The sequence below is a fragment of the Flammeovirga aprica JL-4 genome, from assembly GCF_012844305.1.
GTDB classification, from domain to species: Bacteria; Bacteroidota; Bacteroidia; order Cytophagales; family Flammeovirgaceae; genus Flammeovirga; species Flammeovirga aprica.
The window spans coordinates 14,067-31,410 of record NZ_JABANE010000062.1 but is presented as its reverse complement, the minus strand read 5'-3'; the positions used below and the strand labels follow the sequence as shown (position 1 = coordinate 31,410).

Here is a 17,344-nt window from a genome sequence, read left to right as displayed (position 1 = left end):
AGTGATCAAGGTGAGCTTTTGAATACTTTTATCCATTCTCAATTCCATACATTTTACTTTCAGTTTAACTTGAGTTCGATTTTAAAATTACAGCTATTTCAAAAGGGAAATGGAAACAAGGTATTTTATTAGCTGAAATACTTTGTGGCTAATATTTTTCAATTTTGTACTGTATCAAGTTAAATTCTAACCTACAATACAATTTTATAAAACCCTGAATACACTCATTTTCAATCAAAATCTTGTACTGCTTTTTTTTAGTATTGATGGTTTTATCTTTATCATCAATCTATAGAGCTAATTAATGACCAAAATATTTTCATTACAACAAATTAGTTTTCTTTGCAGAATTTGTTCAAGTTTTTGAATAATTTGCACCCACTATTTTACATTTTTTACTTCATATTAGTACTCATAAACAACAATCAAAAAAAGTATGAAAAAACGAATTATTTACTTTATACCCTTTTTGCTGTGTTTTAATCTTTACGCACAGGAAGAAGGAAGACCTAATATTTTATTTATTGCCTTTGATGATCTTAGACCTCAAATAGGCAGTTATGACGAACCGGAACCAATTACACCCAACATTGATCAACTGGCAAATGAGGCAGTACAATTTAACCGTGCTTATGTCAACTACCCGTTATGTCATCCTTCGAGAGCGTCGATGCTTACAGGTGTGCGTTTTGACAACAAGCGTTTGATAAAAGGAAAAGGGCAGTTTGAAGCTAAAATTGCAGTACAAGATACTTGGCCAAGAGTCTTGAGAGAAAACGGTTACTGGACGGCCACTTCTGGAAAGCTTTACCATGGCAATGTCCCTAAAAATGATGTGGACGCTTGGGATGTTCCGGGTAAATACTGGAAAGGGAAACACCATGATGGTGGCCCAGAAATTGAGAAAAGAATCGTAGAAATTGGTGGTCGTTATGATCAAATTGAGATTTACCGTCAGATGGGCAGAGGTCCAGGTTCATTGATGTATGCTTCTGTGGATGGTCCTGATGATATTCTGAACGATGGTAAAACCGCCAATGATGTGATCAAATTCATCAAGTCTGACCGAGATAAAAGCAAGCCTTTTATGATTTCATGTGGATTTGCCCGCCCTCATATGCCGTGGGTTGCTCCTAAAAAGTATTTTGATATGTATCCTGAGCATGCAGGCAAACTTGCTTATGCTCCAGAAAATGTAGACAAAGACCTTTCGAAAGATCCTTATCAAGGTAGACCGGGAAGTGAAATCTGGAATGAAGGCGTAGATGATGAAACCGCACAAAAGTTGATCAGAGGCTATATGGCCAGTACCACTTATGCTGATGCTCAAATGGGAAAAGTAATTGATGCTTTGAAAGAGGAAGGCCTTTATGAAAATACAATTATTATCGTTTGGGGCGATCACGGGTATCATTTAACGGATCATGGTAAGTGGAGAAAAAACACAGGGTATCATGTTTCTTTGCGTTGTCCTTTGATCGTAAAAGTGCCTCATTCGAAGAAAGGGAAAATGATGGAAAATATCGTTCAGAATATCGACATCTACCCTACATTGATGGAGCTTGCTGGAATTGAAGTTTCAGATAATATTCAATTGCATGGCAACAGTTTGGTACCTCTTCTCAAAGGCAAGGGTAAAAACTGGGAAAATATTACGTTCACTTGTGCCAAAAACTGCTATGGTGTAGTGACGGATCAATACCGCTTTACAATTATGCCTGATGGTCAGAAATTCCTTTTCGACCTGAAGAAAGACCCGCACGAATGGAACAACCTTGCGTCTAACAAAAAGTACCAAAAAATCATCGCATCGTTTGAAGCTAAAATGAAAAACGTTGTCTGGAATAAACCATCAAATGAACTCTAATATTATGCTGACATTCAACAAACAAACCTTTATCACATTACTATTCTTACTTTTTTCAACTTCACTTTTTGCCGAAACCTATTATGTGAACTCTAAAAAGGGTAACGATAAAAATAATGGTACCTCCAAAAAAACAGCATGGAAAACCCTTTGGAAAGTCAATCAACAAGAGTTCAAACCGGGTGATCAGATTCTCTTTGCCTCAGGTACTTCTTACACTGGACAATTAATGCCAAAAGGTTCGGGTACAGAAGAGGCTGTGATCAAAATTGACCGTTATGGCAAGGGTGAAAAACCTCAAATTGACGGTCAAGGGCTAAAGGAGTCTACTGTATATCTTTATAATGTGGAATACTGGGAAGTGAGAAACCTTAAAGTCACCAATAAAGGTGGAGAAGCTAAAGCAAAACGTAGAGGAGTAGTGGTAAGAGCAGAAGACTTTGGCGACTGCCATCACATTGTATTGGAAGGCTTAGAAATCTTTGATGTTAACGGTGTATTGGAGAAGAAAAAAGGTGGTGGGTCAGCTATCCTCTGGCAAAATAAAGGGAAAGTAAAAAAGACCCGCTTTATCAACCTTCAGATTTTGAACAACTATATGCACCACTGCGAAAGAAATGCCATCAATTCTAAAGGGAATATCCAAAGAACAAACTGGCACCCTAGTTTGGGTGTGGTGATCAGAGGCAACTTGATTGAAAATATCCCGGGCGACGGTATTGTGCCTATTGGGTGTGATGGTGCACTGATAGAGTACAATATTATTAGAAAAGGAATTGACTCTATGCCTATGGGCGATGCTGCCGCTGGTATTTGGCCTTGGAGTAGTGACAATACTTTAGTACAGTTTAATAGCGTTAGCGACCATAGAGCAAAATGGGATGGTCAAGGTTATGATTCAGATTTTAACTGCTTCAATACCACGTTCCAGTACAACCTAAGCTTTGACAACTGGGGCGGTTTTATTCTGATCTGTAATAATGGATTCACACTAGGAGAACCTATGAATAAGGGAACAGAAAATTCTATTGTCAAATATAACTTGAGTATCAATGATGGTATACGTCCTTATAAAGCACACAATAAACGCTTCTTTGCTCCCACTTTCCATATCACAGGTCCGGTAAATAACACCTCTATTCACCATAATATTGTGATCATTCCTGACAAGGAAAAAGCTGAAATGGAAAATCATGTAGTAGAATTTCAAGACTGGGGGAAGAGATTTCCTACTAAAACAATTTTCGAAAATAATCTTGTCAGAAATCAATCGGAAGCAAAAATTCTTGAAAAGGGGGCCAAAGGTTTTGTGAACCAAAATAATGATATTCAAAAGGAATTTGATTATTCTGAAAGAAACCCTCAGAAAATCCTTGAGCAATTACAAAACAATCCTCTTTTTGAAAATGATAAGGAGTTTATGAAACTGTATGAGTTTGTGAAGGGTTTTTTCTGATAAATGTTTCGTGATATATGACTTTTTATCACGAAACATTTTTTGATATCTATAATCACATGTAGAAGCGTAACCTGTTACGCTAAACCGTAAAGTTTGAAGTGATGGAAAGCATGAGATTATGAATGTGAAAATTCTAGCATCAATATTTGAATATTGATGCCCTGTTTATATGAAAGCTAACAAACCTTTTGAATAGGAATAATTGTGTTAAAACCTTCAATAAATGATTGTTTCACTACACTTTTATTCATGAAGATTATTTGAGTTTCTGTTCCCTTCTTGCATCGTATACCAATTCCCTTTAGATGTTCCACCAGAAGTTGCAAACTCTGAGAAGTTTAAGTAAGCATTCGTGATATCTACATTCTCTTTTGGTGGTGCAAAATGAATTGGGACATGTACTCCCCATGGGTAATTATCAACCGTTTTATAACCACCCACATCTTCACCTGCTCGAAGGTATGCATCATTGAATTTGGAAGTAGGTGTTTTACCTGATAGATGCACTTCACGCTCTCTTTCATTATTCACAAAAATGAAAGGATTGTAAGGAACATCTCCTAATGCTGATAATGCGATAGGATTACTCAAAGCCACTGTGATATAAATATGATCACTTGATTTCACAGGTCCATCGCCACTTAAAATATCTGTCGATTTATCAAAAACAACGACAACGGGCTTTGAGGCTACAATTCCACTTTCTAGTCCTTTACTCCCTGTAAATGCTACATTTCCTGTTAAAACTGAACCCGTTACATTACTGATTGAATCTGCGTGGAAAGGCAGTTCTATAGCAAAACCTGATGGTAATTCTGCTTCCACTGATTTAGCTACAAAATCCATGTCCAGCTCAACCACATTGTTATCAGCATTCGTGACCAAATTGATATTGTATTCGATTATGATATCATTAAAATCAAAATCACCTCTTTGGGGATATAAATCTTCAAAGGCTAAAGATGAATAAGCACCTGGTGATGGATAATAATTGTTGAAACCTTTATTAGCATCATTAGGATAATCATCTAATGCATCTACGATACCGTCATTATCCGAATCTGCTTCTTGTAAAGTCCTTGCGTTACTTGCACTCACTTTCTGAGAAAATTGTGTAAACTCAACTTTATGAATCATTGATATAAGTTGTACTACTTCATAATGATCTACTCCTTGACTGTGCCTTTTTATATATAGAGATTGGATATGTTTTGAGAAGTTCGTGTTGTATTCCAAATTACCTTCAGGGTCAGACATCGCTTTACCCCTCAATTGGTAATTGTTCCCTTCTTCTATAGTATATATACTATAAACAGCAGGTTCTGAGACATTTTCAGAAGAAATTTTTAGATTTATTTCCTGTGTAGTTTCATAGTTAAAGTTGTCTGGAATGTCAAAATCAGTTAGTGAAGTTTGACCATCTTGTACTGGGTCTTGATTACTTGGATCTTCGTCTTTAATAGAGCATCCAATTAATGCATACCCCAAAAATAAAACAAGGGATATAGTTCGAAAAAAACGGTTCATAAAGAAAGACTAATTAGGTTTAAAATTTAGGTTTCAACAGCATTTACATACATTAAGAATGATAAGTTCACGTTTATGAAGAAGTGTTAGAAAAATACAATAAAAACAAATGATTAGTCAATTTTAGATTTACAATGTGCAATTAAATGAAAAATTTGGCTGGAAATTTATAGTTAGAAAAAAGATCTTTGATTCTTTTTTTTTGTTTTTTAGATGATTTATTACATCATAAATCCATCCCAATGTAACCTTTTCTACACTGATAAATCAATGAAGAATAAAAACTTGAATAATCCATATTAAATATCCTAGTGTAGCATTAGTGTATTACATAAAACAGTATTTATAAAACCCAAAAAACTCTCTGAACAAACCATAAAAATCTCTTGCCTCAAAATAATCCGGGCTTGCACCTGAAACTTCTTCCAGTCCCACTTTTCTTAGGGCCAATTTTGATCTTGTGATATGATAGAACTGTGATACCACAACCACAGATTTACAATCAGGGAACTGCTCCTTAAAGTTCACTGCTGTAGCCCAAGAGGTATTTCCTTTATCATCAATAACAATATCTTTTTGGGGCACTCCTTTTCGAATTAAATATAACGCCATTCTCTGTCCTTCATAATGCCCTTCTTTCCCTAATCCACCACTGACAAATAACTTTGAAACTTTTTTAGCATTGTATAAATCCAACCCCTCTTTTACTCGGGCTTCTAACCGTGATGAAAGTGAACCGTCTTCATTTACAGTGTTTCCAAAAATAATGGCAAATTCACTTTTTTTAGGTTGAGAATAGATGCCATCTATAATAGTGTAAGCTTCATGTATGATGAACCATATGATACCTATATAGATTAGAAATTTGATTGTTTTCATGTCAGTAATCTTCAGCTGTTTTTTTGATAGGTTTAATTTAAGGGTTCTAGGGTTAGGAATCTAATTCTTCCTCCAACTTCATCATATACACAGGTGGGAATTTTTGACTTTTCATCTGTTCAAATGTAGCACCAAAACGAGTATTTTGAGTTGAAGCAGTCAAAAGAGGACTTGTTTTTTATGATTAACACTAGAGTCTCCAGAGGAGGGTTTGAATGTAATTTTAGTTGAGAGTTAAGAAAAATGGTTCAGTGGACGTTGTATTGCAACGTCCGCTGAACCACATCAAGAATCATTTCTTTTTTACATTAATTCAAAAGCTACAGGTTTTCCTCCTAATGCATGAGGAGCAGTCCAAACCTTAAAATCACCTTTTTCTAATACATATTCTAAATCTCTATTGTAGAACTTCAATTGATCTGTATGAAGCTTGAAAGTCACTTTCTTCTGCTCTCCTTTCTTAATTTCAACCTTCTTGTAATCTTTCAACTCTCTAACAGGTCGAGTAATAGAACCTACAACGTCTTGCACATAAAGTTGTACTGTCTCAACAGCGTCATAATCGCCTGTATTCTTAATACTCACCTCAACGGTTAACTCATCTCCTTCCTTGATTTTTTCAGAAGAGATTGTAGTCGCTGAATATTCAATAGTGGAATACGTCAAGCCATAGCCGAAAGGATATTCCGGTAGGTAGCCCGCGTCTAAATAATGTGATTCATTACCCAAAGAACTCTGCCATGCTCCCACAGGTATCTCATACATAGAAACAAACTTTTCTTCCATAGCTGGTCTACCTGTATTTTTATGATTATAGTAATACGGTAATTGTCCTGAGGTTTTCGGCCAAGTCACAGGTAAACGTCCTTCCGGTTGCATTTCTGCATAAAGCACTTCATTCAAAGCAGGACCGGCCATTGTTCCGCCATGCCAAGCCATCACAATACCATCTAGCTTGTCTTTTATTTTACCAATGGTAATCGGGCGCCCTGCCATAATGGTCAGTACAATAGGTTTTCCCAATTTAGACAATTCAAGAATCAACTCTTCTTGTACACCTGGAAGATCAATCTCTGCTCTACTGTGTGCTTCTCCTGAAAGAATCGCTTCTTCTCCTCCCACAAATAAAATTACATCAGCCTTTTTGGCTAAATCAATCGCTTTTTGGAATGACTTTTTATTTTTATCTCTACTGAAATCCAATGTCTTTTCAAAACCAATTACCTGACCCTTCAAGGCCATTAAAGGAGTATGTGAATGTTCTTTTTCACCATCAAAAGACCACGTTCCCATCTGATCTAAAGGTGCATCAGCTAATGGACCAATTAATGCTACTTTTTTGTTTTTAGTAAGTGGTAATACTTGATTTTCATTTTTCAATACCACAATACTTTTTGCTGCCGCAACTTTGGCTTTTTGAAGATGCTCATTTGCATAGAGGCCCCCATCATGGTTTTTGTCTCTGTAAGGGGTTTCAAAAAGACCCATTCTGATTTTGACTCTCAAGATATTCTTCACTAGAAAATCCAATTGCGTCAACGACAGTTTGCCTTCTTCCAGTAATTCTTTGATGTGCTTTTCATACGACTCACTGGTCATTTCCATGTCTACGCCTGCGTTAGTTCCCAACTCAGCCGCATGTTTTTCATCTTTGGCATAACCATGAGGAATCATCTCCGTCACCGAATTCCAATCACTCACCACAAAACCATCAAAATCCATTTTACCTCTCAACAGATCCATCATGATTTTTTTATCTCCCGATGCAGGCACTCCATTCAATTCATTAAAAGAAGACATAAACGTTTGTACATTTTCAGCAATTGCCGCTTTAAACGGTGGAATGTAGACATTGTACAACAAAGGATCATGAATAATGGCCGTATTGTAATCACGTCCGCCAATAGCCGCTCCATACCCCAAGAAATGTTTCGCACAAGCAATCATACTTGTTTTGCTCGTGAGGTCATCACCTTGGAAACCCTTCACATAAGCGGCTCCCATTAAACTACCCAACAATGGGTCTTCCCCTGGGGATTCAGCAATTCTTCCCCATCTGCTATCTCTAGCAATATCCAACATCGGTGCAAACGTCCAATTCACTCCTGAAGAGGTTCCTTCAAAAGCGGATACCCTACCTGTCTCTTCGGCTTGTTTAGGATCCCATGTTGCCGCTACAGCCAATGGAATAGGAAACATCGTTTTAAAACCATGAATCACATCCCTACCAAAAATCAATGGTATTTTATTCGGACTTTCCTCCACGGCAATTCTCTGCAGTTCATCTACATAATCCGTGTTCATGATATTCAGAAAAGCGCCGATCTCCCCTTTTCTGACGGCCTCTTTAAGAGACTCAGGCAAGTCCCCCTTTACCCTACTTGAGGTTCCCCTCAAAGCAGTTTGGCCAATTTTCTCTTCTATCGTCATTTTCGACAATAGTTCTTCTACTTTTTGTTCAACTGGATCGAGTTGTTGGTTGGTCGTACATCCAAAAAAAAGTGTAGTTAATAATAAAGAATAATAATACAGTTTCATTTAAAAAAAAGATTAGATTGTTTTAGTTAGTGGTATAACCTGAGTCGTTTGAACCCCGATTATACATTCATTTCATTTATAATTCTAAATATAAGGAGAGCTGTGTATTGATTTTTGTTTTTAGGAAACTTTATAAGTTATTGATGTATACGGTGTTGCATGTTTATCGACAAACGCAGACCCATAATTGAAATTATGGGCTTTTGGGATACACAACACACACCCCTCAAAAAAACAAAATCCCACCTAATAAAGATGGGATTTTAGTGTTCTCAAATAAGTCTATTCACTTGATTTATGATACTGATTTATTGCTGTTTTGCTTTCTTCAATGCTCTTCTCTCTTTCTTTCTCATATTCGCATCCTTTTGGATTTTTTGCGTTTCTTTGATCAGGAATTCTTCGTTGTCTCTTTGAGTGTACAGATTGATCATAGGATCTTTAGTGGCCTGCATACTTCTGATCATTTCCTCTTCCATTATTTTCTGTTGCTCTGCATATTCAGGATTTCCTGCTAAGTTGTTTAAAGCATGAGGATCCTTACTTAAATCATAAAACTCTGAAACAGTTCTAAAAAGACAGAAATTCACTCTTTCTTCACGTTCTATATCACCTTCAGCAGCGGCCTGCATAGCTTTAAATGATGTGCCATTAATAGAAGATGTTTTATATTGTCTTCCTCCCACAGCCCAAGGGTTGAAAATATAAAGGTAGTCCTTTGATTGAACCGCTCTCATAGTGTAAGCTCTGCTACCAATATTTTCATTGTAATGTGTAAATACATACTCTCGTTCGTTTTGCTTTTTCCCTTTCAATAGCGGGTAAAAACTTCTACCATCCAATTTCTTAGGTGCTTTGATTTTAGCAGCTTCCAATAAAGTAGGCATTAAGTCTACCATGGAAATAAGGTGTGTTTCATCTACTTTTCCACCTTTAAATCCTTTAGGCCATTTTACAATAAAGGGAGTTCTTGTTGATTGAACATAAACATTTGATTTGGCAAATGGGAAAGCCATTCCGTTGTCAGAAAGGAAAACAACGATAGTGTTATCAGCAACGCCTTCTTCTTCCAAGACTTCCATAAATGCACCCACTACATCATCACACCTTCTTACCGAAGAGTAATAAGCGGCCAACTCTTTTCTCACTTCAGGAAGATCTTCTAAAAATCCTGGTACTTCGATTTCATCTGTAGTATAAATTCTTGATGGACGCTTCTTTCCACCATTCTCATAGTTTGGTGTATCCTCAAAAAATGGTCTATGAGGGTCATGTGAGTTCGCCATCATAAAGAAAGGGGCATCACCTGCTTTTGCTTGCTGTACAAACTTCTGGAAATGATCTCTGTATAATTGTGTACCACGTCCGCTACCTAAATCTTTTGCATCTTGTTCGTAGTCCCAAATGTACTTATCTTTTGGAGTAGAGTGGCTTACTTTTCCTAAAATACCCACTTCATATCCTTTTTCTTTTTTAAGCTCTTCCGCTAAAGTTGGAACAGAGGCTTTTGTATTATAGAAACCTAAGATGCCACTGTTATTAGGGTATCTACCTGTACCGATTACACCTCTTGAAGGCTGACAAACAGCTACTGTTACGTGGGCATTGGTAAAACGAACACCTTCGTCAGCTAGCTTATCCAAATTGGGAGTGATGTCTTCTACCTTACTCCCATTAACTCCTAACGAATAATAATCCATATCATCCGCTGTGATTAATAAGATATTCGGTGTTTGTCCTTGTGCTACTCTTGCGCCAATGCAAATTGCTATCGCTATCGCAATTTTGTAAATCTTTTTCATGGTTTAGTTTATTTTTGAAGCTTTTACTTTGATGTCTTTCAATTGATAATCCACTGGCAATAGGTGGAAATGCTGATCTGCTGTACCAATCACCTCTTCATTATGGTAAATTGTATAGGCATTTACATTCGGAATAGGTTTCCAAACCAGTACTTGTTTGTCTTTCTGGAAAATACTTTTGTAAGCTTGAATATTCTCTACTCTTACCGTTTCGTTATTTTTGATTTCCTTCTTCTGAACATTCCACCAAATATCATCCAAATAGATATCTTCATTGTTCTCCAATCCTTCAAATGAAAGTTCGATACCTTTTGACTTCATTCCTTTCCAATCAGTGAAATCAAAAACTAAGTCTTGCCATTCATCATTACCATTATATTCTTTATGAGCGTAGGCAGAAACATTTCCTTTTTTGTCATCGATCATTGTCAAATTCAAACGGAAATTTTGTTTACTCTTCACCTTAATATGGGCTACCTTATTTCCTCTTTTCATCATAGGAGAATGACGGGCTCTTAAGAAGTATTTCTCATGATGCTGGTCTACTTTTAGATGTAAAACCTTGTTTGACGTATTGATTCCCGTTTTAGCTGGGTTTTCAACCACCATTACATCTGCGAATTCTTCACTTGCTAGTTTTTCAGAAATCAATTCTTCAAAAGTAAATTGATTTTCAGTTTTATACTTTCCAACTGCAGAAGGATTCCACCCCCATGAGAAAGACGAGTTTTGATAATCCCATTCCTGATAGGCTTTTGTTAAACGTTCCACTTGCTCAGGGTATTGATCGTATACATCTTCTTTTTCATAAGCATCTTCAGCTAAATGAAACAACCTTACCTTATCACTGTCTTGGTCATAGAATAATTTCCAATCCTGATCACGCACCCCCCATTTGTTGGCGTTTTTCCAATACAATTTATCATGTGGTTGTTTGGTGATTTCATTAGAGATGTAAGGCAATAAATTGACGCCTGATAATTTTTGTGTTGGCTTCGTATTAGCCAATGATAAGAAGGTCGGCATAATGTCAAGGCTACTCACCATCTCATCGTACTTTTCTCCCTCTTTAATCATCTTCGGGTAATACATGAAATAAGGCACCCTGATTCCACCATCAAATAGAGATCCCTTTGCCCCGTTCAATGGTAAGTTGTAAGACGCATTTTCATGTGGTTTTCCACCGTTGTCACTGATGAAAACAATCATTGTATTGTCCATCAAACCTTTCGTTTCCAAGGCATCAACAATTCTACCAATGTTTTGATCCATCACAAATTGCATGGCTACTAACTTCTGACGCTTAGGATCCTTGATATGTTTGAATTTTTCTAAAACCCCTTCGGGTGCTTGTAATGGAGAGTGAACAGCATTCGGCGCCCAATACATAAAAAATGGTTTTGCCTTATCTTGTTGTAAAATATATTCTACAGCTTTGTCCCCAAACAATGATGTCAAATAACGGTTTGGTGTTTGGATGGGTTGATCATTTTCTAAGAAAAATTGTGTTGCATGATCTTCAAAATAATACGAAGAAGCACCACCAAGGAAACCGTAGTAGTAGTCAAAACCTTTACCTGTGGGAATAAATGAGTTGTCTTCTTGTCCTCCTAAATGCCATTTTCCAATGGCCGCTGTATTGTAACCTACTTTCTTTAATTCCTGAGCGATAGTAGGATAATCATGACTGATTCCCGGTACAATCTCTGGAGAAGGACGGAAAGGACCTGGATTATCTTTAAACCCAAAACGCTGTTGATAGACACCCGTCAGCAACCCTGCTCTTGATGGAGCGCAAACCGGGGCTGTAACATATCCTTCCGAAAATTGCACTCCTTTGTTGGCTAATGCATCAATGTTAGGAGTAGGGATATCCGTACGCAGACCATGATAACCTACGTCCGAATAACCTAAGTCATCTGCAATAATGACGATAAAGTTGGGTGTTTGAGCCCATAAGTAACCGCTCCAAAGAAGCAGTACTATAGTACTTAGTAGTCTTGTATTTTTCATATCATTCAATTGGTTTTTAAGAGCATGTTTCAAACATCCTCTAGGCCATTTCAAACAACTCAAAAGTTGGTAGTAGTAATTTATTTTCGTTGGCAGACTTCACTTTAGTCTTAAATTTCGCAATTGTATTTCTTGACATATCAAGCTGTATTCCTAGCTCAATATTGGTAAATTCATTTTCGTGATAACGGAAGATATACGACAGGTAAAAAGCCTTTGTCAAATCAAACTTCACATGATGAAAGACTGTATTGCTTGTCACTGATTCTACATAACCACACTTAGAACAACGTCTTGAAAACTGTGCACTCCCCGAAGTGTTGTCATCATTACATTGCTTATGATTATGGCACTGTTTACAAGTAAAACCTTTCTCCCATTTCTGCTTGTCCAAATATCTTTTGCATGACACCTGATCTGGGAACAACTCCATAAACTCTTCCAAGCTGATGATTTTATGAATAAATCGCTTTTCCCTCTCCTTCTTAATCCCTTCTTTCAACTTACTATTATTGACATCAAGGGTTCTATTAATGAGATTTAAACGCTCCGATTTTTCTTCCAGTTTACGATATGCCTCCTTGAGTTTTTCTTCACTTTGCATTAAAGAGATCGTCCTTTCCCTTACTTTCTCTTCTAGTTCTTCGTTGACTTTATTTTTCAGGGAAACCGTTTTTTCTTGTTCTTCAATGACCTTCAGTTGCATCGCTTCTGTCTTTTTCTGATGCTCAATCACCTCATCTTTCGATCGTTGTTGCTCTTCTTTAATAAGGCGAAGTGAATCATAAAGTGCATAAGAGAAAAGAAGCATTTCTAAGAAAATAGAAAAACGTAATGTATACTGTGTAACCGGTGTTAACGGAACAACCCCAAAGATTTTCAACATCTGAAAAATAGCACCAAATAAAATGACCGCTAATCCATAAATATAGAAAGGGGAAACCTTTTTATTCTCAAACCTTAGTTTTGTAACAATTATCGACAACCCAACGAGTGTGACAATCAACATTGTATCACTTAACTGAGAATTAAAATGGAATAAATCTATGATCAAAACAAAGGTGACAATACCGACTAAGTAATTCAAATAATGAAAATACTTGACAGTTTTCGCCTCCTGCTTCATCATTTCTTTAATAAAAAAGATCAAGGATAGCGCCGCCGCATAACTCAATAACGTAATCACATAATTATTGATGCTTGGGTTATCACTCCATATAAATTGAAAGCCTGTTCCGTCAGTAGAAGCATTGAAAACACCTACAGTTAAAATATGTAATATGTAAATTAAATACTTTGATTCTTTGATACTCAACCAAAGCATAAAATTATAAAATGACATAATGAGGATCGCTCCATAATAGATACCAAACCAAAGATACTCCAGTGTAGCATGTTTAATCAAACGCTCTGTACTTCGGATATTGACGTGTAAATCCACTTTATGATTGGATTTGATATTAATATAGATTGGCTTAGTATAGTCTATATCGTTATTTAGTGGAATGATAAAGTTTTTATGAGAATAAATACGTTGATCAAAAAGGTAACTATCGCCCATAAACTCTTTTCTGATCTCGCCATTTTTCTGCGGTAGAAAGAAGACAATCTCATCAATGGATTGATCGTACAATTCCAAGGTCCAAGATTTACTATTATTCTTTTCTATATCAATATACAACTTCAACCAATAGGCTGAATTGACATTGTAAGATTCTTTAGAATATCTTTCAACGGTATTAAATACTGGCGATTTCAATATCATTTCTTCATACGTCATCAACCTTGAGGAATCTTCCCAAAAGGGGATTTTCTCCAAGTTCAATATTTGCTCTTCTAATGAATCATCCAAACGTACAGTAAGGTGGGTTTCATTTTCAGAAGCAAACGTAGTTAGAATTGATAATGCACAAAATAGAGTTAAGAAGTGCCTTTTTATCGTGATTCTCATGAAAGTAGTTTCAGTTCTTAGCACATGTTTGAGGCCTCATTTTAATGAAAACTCAAACATGTTCTTATAGTATAAAAATAGAAATTTTTTATCGAATTTAGTTCAATTATTAGGAAGTGTTTAGGTATGATTTCTGATCTCCATATCGCAAGTGTTAAGCCAATAAACTCAACACTTGAAATATGTATTTTATCTTCCTAACTCTTCCAAATACTTTTCGATTTTTGCTCTGTATTTTGGAGTTAAACCGTTATGGTTTGTGACTTTTGTATTCTTTTGATCCCACTCTTGAAAAAAGTGCAATAACTGCTTCACTTTTTCTGGATTACTAGATGCAATATCCTTCCATTCGCCCGGATCATTTTTCAAATCATACAACTCTACATCTCCACTACCTTGTTTATTATTGATGGATAATTTCCAGTCTTGATATCGTACCGCGATATCTCCATCTCTAGCCCAAAATAATGGTCTTTCTTCTTCCTCTTCAATTAATTCCAAAAGGTCTTTCCCTTCTAAATCATCACTTCCTAAACCTTTACCAATCTGGTTTAAGATGGTAGGCAATACATCCAAAGAGATTACAGGAACTTCAGAATGTTTATTTGCTGGAAAATGTTTTGGATAATGCGCGATAAAAGGAATTCGGATACCTCCTTCATAAGTAGATCCTTTGAATCCATTAAAAGGTCCTGGTGAAGACATGGTTGTTTCTCCTCTTTTCTTACGTCTTGGTTCTTTAAAACCTTGACCTGCGGGAGTTCCATTATCACTGATGAAAAATATGATGGTATTATCGTCGATGCCATTTTCTTTCAGTGCTTCACGAATCTGACCAATTCCCACATCCATAGCATAGACCATTCCTGCAAAATGTTTTCTTTCCTCTCCTACTTCAAGATGATCCAAAGCATCTACATATTTTTGAGGCACTTGCCAAGGGTGGTGCACCGCATTGTAAGCTAAATAAAGGCAGAAAGGATTTTCTTTATTTTTATCGATAAAAGAAATAGCCTTTTCTGTAAATAAGTCTGTTAAATACCCATTGTCATTTTGAATTGGAGGTTGTATTTCTCCATTTTCATAGATGGGTTTCAGCAAACTTCTTTTTACATTTTCATCTTTTGCTGATTTTGTATAATCATGTGATCCTCCTAAAAAACCATAGAAGTAATCTACTCCACGTTCGTTGGGCATTAATCTTCCTTCTCCCTCTCCAAGGTGCCACTTCCCAATGGAAGCTGTTTGGTACCCTTGTTCTTTTAAATAATGGAAAAGTAGTTTTTCTTCGTTTGGTATTCCATGCTTACTATTACCGAAACACCCAAAACGCTGTTGGTATTTTCCAGTGATCAATCCAGCTCTTGAAGGCCCACAAATTGAAGCAGTGACATAACCTTGTGAGAAGTAAACTCCTTCGTTTGCCAGCTGATCAATTTGAAGTGTATGGATTGTATTTACTCCATGATACCCTACATCTCCCCAACCCATATCGTCAACAAAAATCAAGACAACATTAGGTGGTGTTTTGGCTTCTGCAAATTGTAATATGCTCAGTAATATAAAACTTAGTAAAATCGACTTTTTCATAATTATTGTATCTATTGTGAGAGTGAAGAGGTGGCTTTTATTGTGCAAACTTTTATTTATAGGCTTATGACGTGCACCATGACTGAAGTCATGGGCTGGTGATACTGACTCCACCAACACTGAAGTGTTGCCTTCGTTTTCAATCTTCAAGACTTCAGTCTTGATAAGATTGCCTTATTATCTACCCATAGTTTTAACTATGGTGTACGAAACATCTCTATTATTCCTATGATTTATGATGCTAGATGAAAACCGGGATAGCTTCCCAAAAGCCCATGACTTCAGTCGTGGGTTGCTTGATGGTCGATTATGTAATATGTAAAAACAGGCCCCTATTTCATCTAGGGACCTGAATAAATAAACTACACTAATCGATTTCTAAAAATCTTCCTTTGATCTCTAATTCATCAATTCCCATAAAACCTCTGTTGACTGCTGAAGTCAATCCGTGAACTAGTACTACGACTACTCTAAGATCTTCTCCTTCGAAAAGGTTACTGTGTTCTGAAGAATTATGGATAAATAATTTCTTTTCGTCCGTTTGGAAATCAGCAGAGTTAAATGCTAATGTCCAGTTTTCGTAAACGTTGTTGATGTTTCCTGAAGTTAAAGCTTCTTGGTAAGCACTTTCGCTCACTACTCTTGCTTCAATTCTTTGCTCTCCTCCGACACCGGTGATGTTATTGAACATTGCTCCGATGTCAACGGTCATTACTTCCATACCTTCTGTTGATAATGAAGGCGATACAATCATGTGTTTTGCTGTCGAAATTCCGTCGTAATTTCTAGCATAGTTTCTTGTAATGAAGTTCTCTTTACGATCTGCATCAGGGTGGTTGTTTCTATCAATAGCAATGTTCCACCATGTCTGACCACTTGGCAATTCTGGACCTTCAATCTTCATGAAATCCATGCCTGCAAAAATGAATTCATCTTGATTATCTGGCTTTAAACCTTCTTCAATATTCATTACAAACATATCACGCTCTACAATTTTTAGCGTTTTCGTGTATAATGTGAATGAAGGGTTATTTTCAGATGCACCGTATTCGTTTTCAGCACTGATTGTGATTTCATAATCAACTTCTTCTAGGTTTCCTCTAATATTGAATCGGCCATTTGCATCAACCGTAATTGTAGTTGCAGAAGGCAATGCTGGTGATGTTGTGACATTGATATCTGACATAAATACGCCTTCTGCCATCACGCTGATACTTTCCAATTGAGTAGTAAGTGGAGTACCTGCTTCATCCATAAAAATGATGATGGAATCTTTCTTTGTCTCTAAAGAAAGTTCAGGGCGTTTGTCTACTAACATTACTCTGAAAGCATCTTCAAAAGTAGATGTTCCATATTCATTAGAAGCCATGACATTTACATGGTATTTCCCTAGAGCCGTTTCATCTGTAGGTTCTAATGATAATTGACCAGTTTCAATATCAATGGTAAAAGGATTCAATTCATCTGAAACATCGATTCTTACAGAATCCTCAAACCATGCCACACTTTCAATATCAAAAGTAGGCGTTCCTTGAGAAATCACTTCTGGAGCATCACCTTGTACACTTCTGTTGTGTGCTACGGTGAGGTCATTTCTGTGATATAATAGGTTTTCTGGAGCGACATTCGGCACATCAAAGTCCACTTCATGGTTGGTAAGGCAACTTGTGATGATGAATGCGAAAACGATATATATTAATTTTTTCATGATTCTAAGA

The 17,344-nt window shown here is 36.6% G+C and carries 10 protein-coding genes; 2 read left to right on the top strand and 8 right to left on the bottom strand.

Features of this window, described 5'->3' with window-relative positions; all coding sequences use genetic code 11:
- Positions 1 to 436 precede the first annotated feature (436 nt).
- On the top strand, positions 437 to 1,867 hold the full coding sequence (locus tag HHU12_RS20490; RefSeq protein WP_169658608.1) for a sulfatase: 1,431 nt from the start codon (positions 437 to 439) through the stop codon (positions 1,865 to 1,867).
- The gene (locus HHU12_RS20485; RefSeq protein ID WP_169658607.1) at positions 1,857 to 3,323 is read left to right on the top strand and encodes a right-handed parallel beta-helix repeat-containing protein; all 1,467 of its coding nucleotides are present in this window, start codon (positions 1,857 to 1,859) and stop codon (positions 3,321 to 3,323) included. The genes HHU12_RS20490 and HHU12_RS20485 overlap by 11 nt, the downstream gene beginning before the upstream one ends.
- A gap of 246 nt (positions 3,324 to 3,569) precedes the next feature.
- Here HHU12_RS20485 and HHU12_RS20480 read toward each other — a convergent pair whose 3' ends face one another.
- From HHU12_RS20480 to HHU12_RS20445, 8 genes are all read right to left on the bottom strand, one after another.
- Positions 3,570 to 4,853, bottom strand: coding sequence for an LruC domain-containing protein (locus HHU12_RS20480; protein ID WP_169658606.1), 1,284 nt, complete (start codon positions 4,851 to 4,853; stop codon positions 3,570 to 3,572).
- 327 nt (positions 4,854 to 5,180) lie between these two features.
- Positions 5,181 to 5,732 (bottom strand): YdcF family protein, encoded by a 552-nt coding sequence (locus HHU12_RS20475; protein ID WP_205959938.1) that lies wholly within the window; start codon positions 5,730 to 5,732, stop codon positions 5,181 to 5,183.
- Positions 5,733 to 6,035: 303 nt separating this feature from the next.
- On the bottom strand, positions 6,036 to 8,270 hold the full coding sequence (locus HHU12_RS20470; protein ID WP_169658605.1) for a glycoside hydrolase family 3 N-terminal domain-containing protein: 2,235 nt from the start codon (positions 8,268 to 8,270) through the stop codon (positions 6,036 to 6,038).
- A 308-nt stretch (positions 8,271 to 8,578) separates the two neighbouring features.
- A complete protein-coding gene (locus HHU12_RS20465; RefSeq protein WP_169658604.1) occupies positions 8,579 to 10,072 on the bottom strand; it encodes a sulfatase family protein in 1,494 nt (497 codons plus the stop codon).
- 3 nt (positions 10,073 to 10,075) lie between these two features.
- The gene (locus HHU12_RS20460) at positions 10,076 to 12,085 is read right to left on the bottom strand and encodes a sulfatase-like hydrolase/transferase (protein WP_169658603.1); all 2,010 of its coding nucleotides are present in this window, start codon (positions 12,083 to 12,085) and stop codon (positions 10,076 to 10,078) included.
- A gap of 40 nt (positions 12,086 to 12,125) precedes the next feature.
- Complete coding sequence (locus tag HHU12_RS20455; RefSeq protein WP_169658602.1) at positions 12,126 to 14,036, bottom strand: 7TM diverse intracellular signaling domain-containing protein; 1,911 nt, start codon at positions 14,034 to 14,036, stop codon at positions 12,126 to 12,128.
- Between the two features lie 189 nt (positions 14,037 to 14,225).
- Positions 14,226 to 15,626: a sulfatase family protein gene (locus HHU12_RS20450; protein WP_169658601.1), complete on the bottom strand. Its 1,401-nt coding sequence runs from the start codon at positions 15,624 to 15,626 to the stop codon at positions 14,226 to 14,228.
- Positions 15,627 to 15,993: 367 nt separating this feature from the next.
- Positions 15,994 to 17,334, bottom strand: a complete 1,341-nt coding sequence (locus HHU12_RS20445) for a hypothetical protein (RefSeq protein ID WP_169658600.1) — start codon at positions 17,332 to 17,334, stop codon at positions 15,994 to 15,996.
- Positions 17,335 to 17,344: the final 10 nt, after the last annotated feature.

Excerpts from the sequence above, each read along its gene's own strand:
- HHU12_RS20465 (WP_169658604.1), bottom strand. The coding sequence starts at position 10,072 with ATGAAAAAGATTTACAAAATTGCGATAGCGATAGCAATTTGCATTGGC.
- HHU12_RS20445 (WP_169658600.1), bottom strand. The coding sequence starts at position 17,334 with ATGAAAAAATTAATATATATCGTTTTCGCATTCATCATCACAAGTTGC.
- HHU12_RS20470 (WP_169658605.1), bottom strand. The coding sequence starts at position 8,270 with ATGAAACTGTATTATTATTCTTTATTATTAACTACACTTTTTTTTGGA.
- HHU12_RS20480 (WP_169658606.1), bottom strand. The coding sequence starts at position 4,853 with ATGAACCGTTTTTTTCGAACTATATCCCTTGTTTTATTTTTGGGGTAT.
- HHU12_RS20490 (WP_169658608.1), top strand. The coding sequence starts at position 437 with ATGAAAAAACGAATTATTTACTTTATACCCTTTTTGCTGTGTTTTAAT.
- HHU12_RS20475 (WP_205959938.1), bottom strand. The coding sequence starts at position 5,732 with ATGAAAACAATCAAATTTCTAATCTATATAGGTATCATATGGTTCATC.
- HHU12_RS20485 (WP_169658607.1), top strand. The coding sequence starts at position 1,857 with ATGAACTCTAATATTATGCTGACATTCAACAAACAAACCTTTATCACA.
- HHU12_RS20455 (WP_169658602.1), bottom strand. The coding sequence starts at position 14,036 with ATGAGAATCACGATAAAAAGGCACTTCTTAACTCTATTTTGTGCATTA.
- HHU12_RS20450 (WP_169658601.1), bottom strand. The coding sequence starts at position 15,626 with ATGAAAAAGTCGATTTTACTAAGTTTTATATTACTGAGCATATTACAA.
- HHU12_RS20460 (WP_169658603.1), bottom strand. The coding sequence starts at position 12,085 with ATGAAAAATACAAGACTACTAAGTACTATAGTACTGCTTCTTTGGAGC.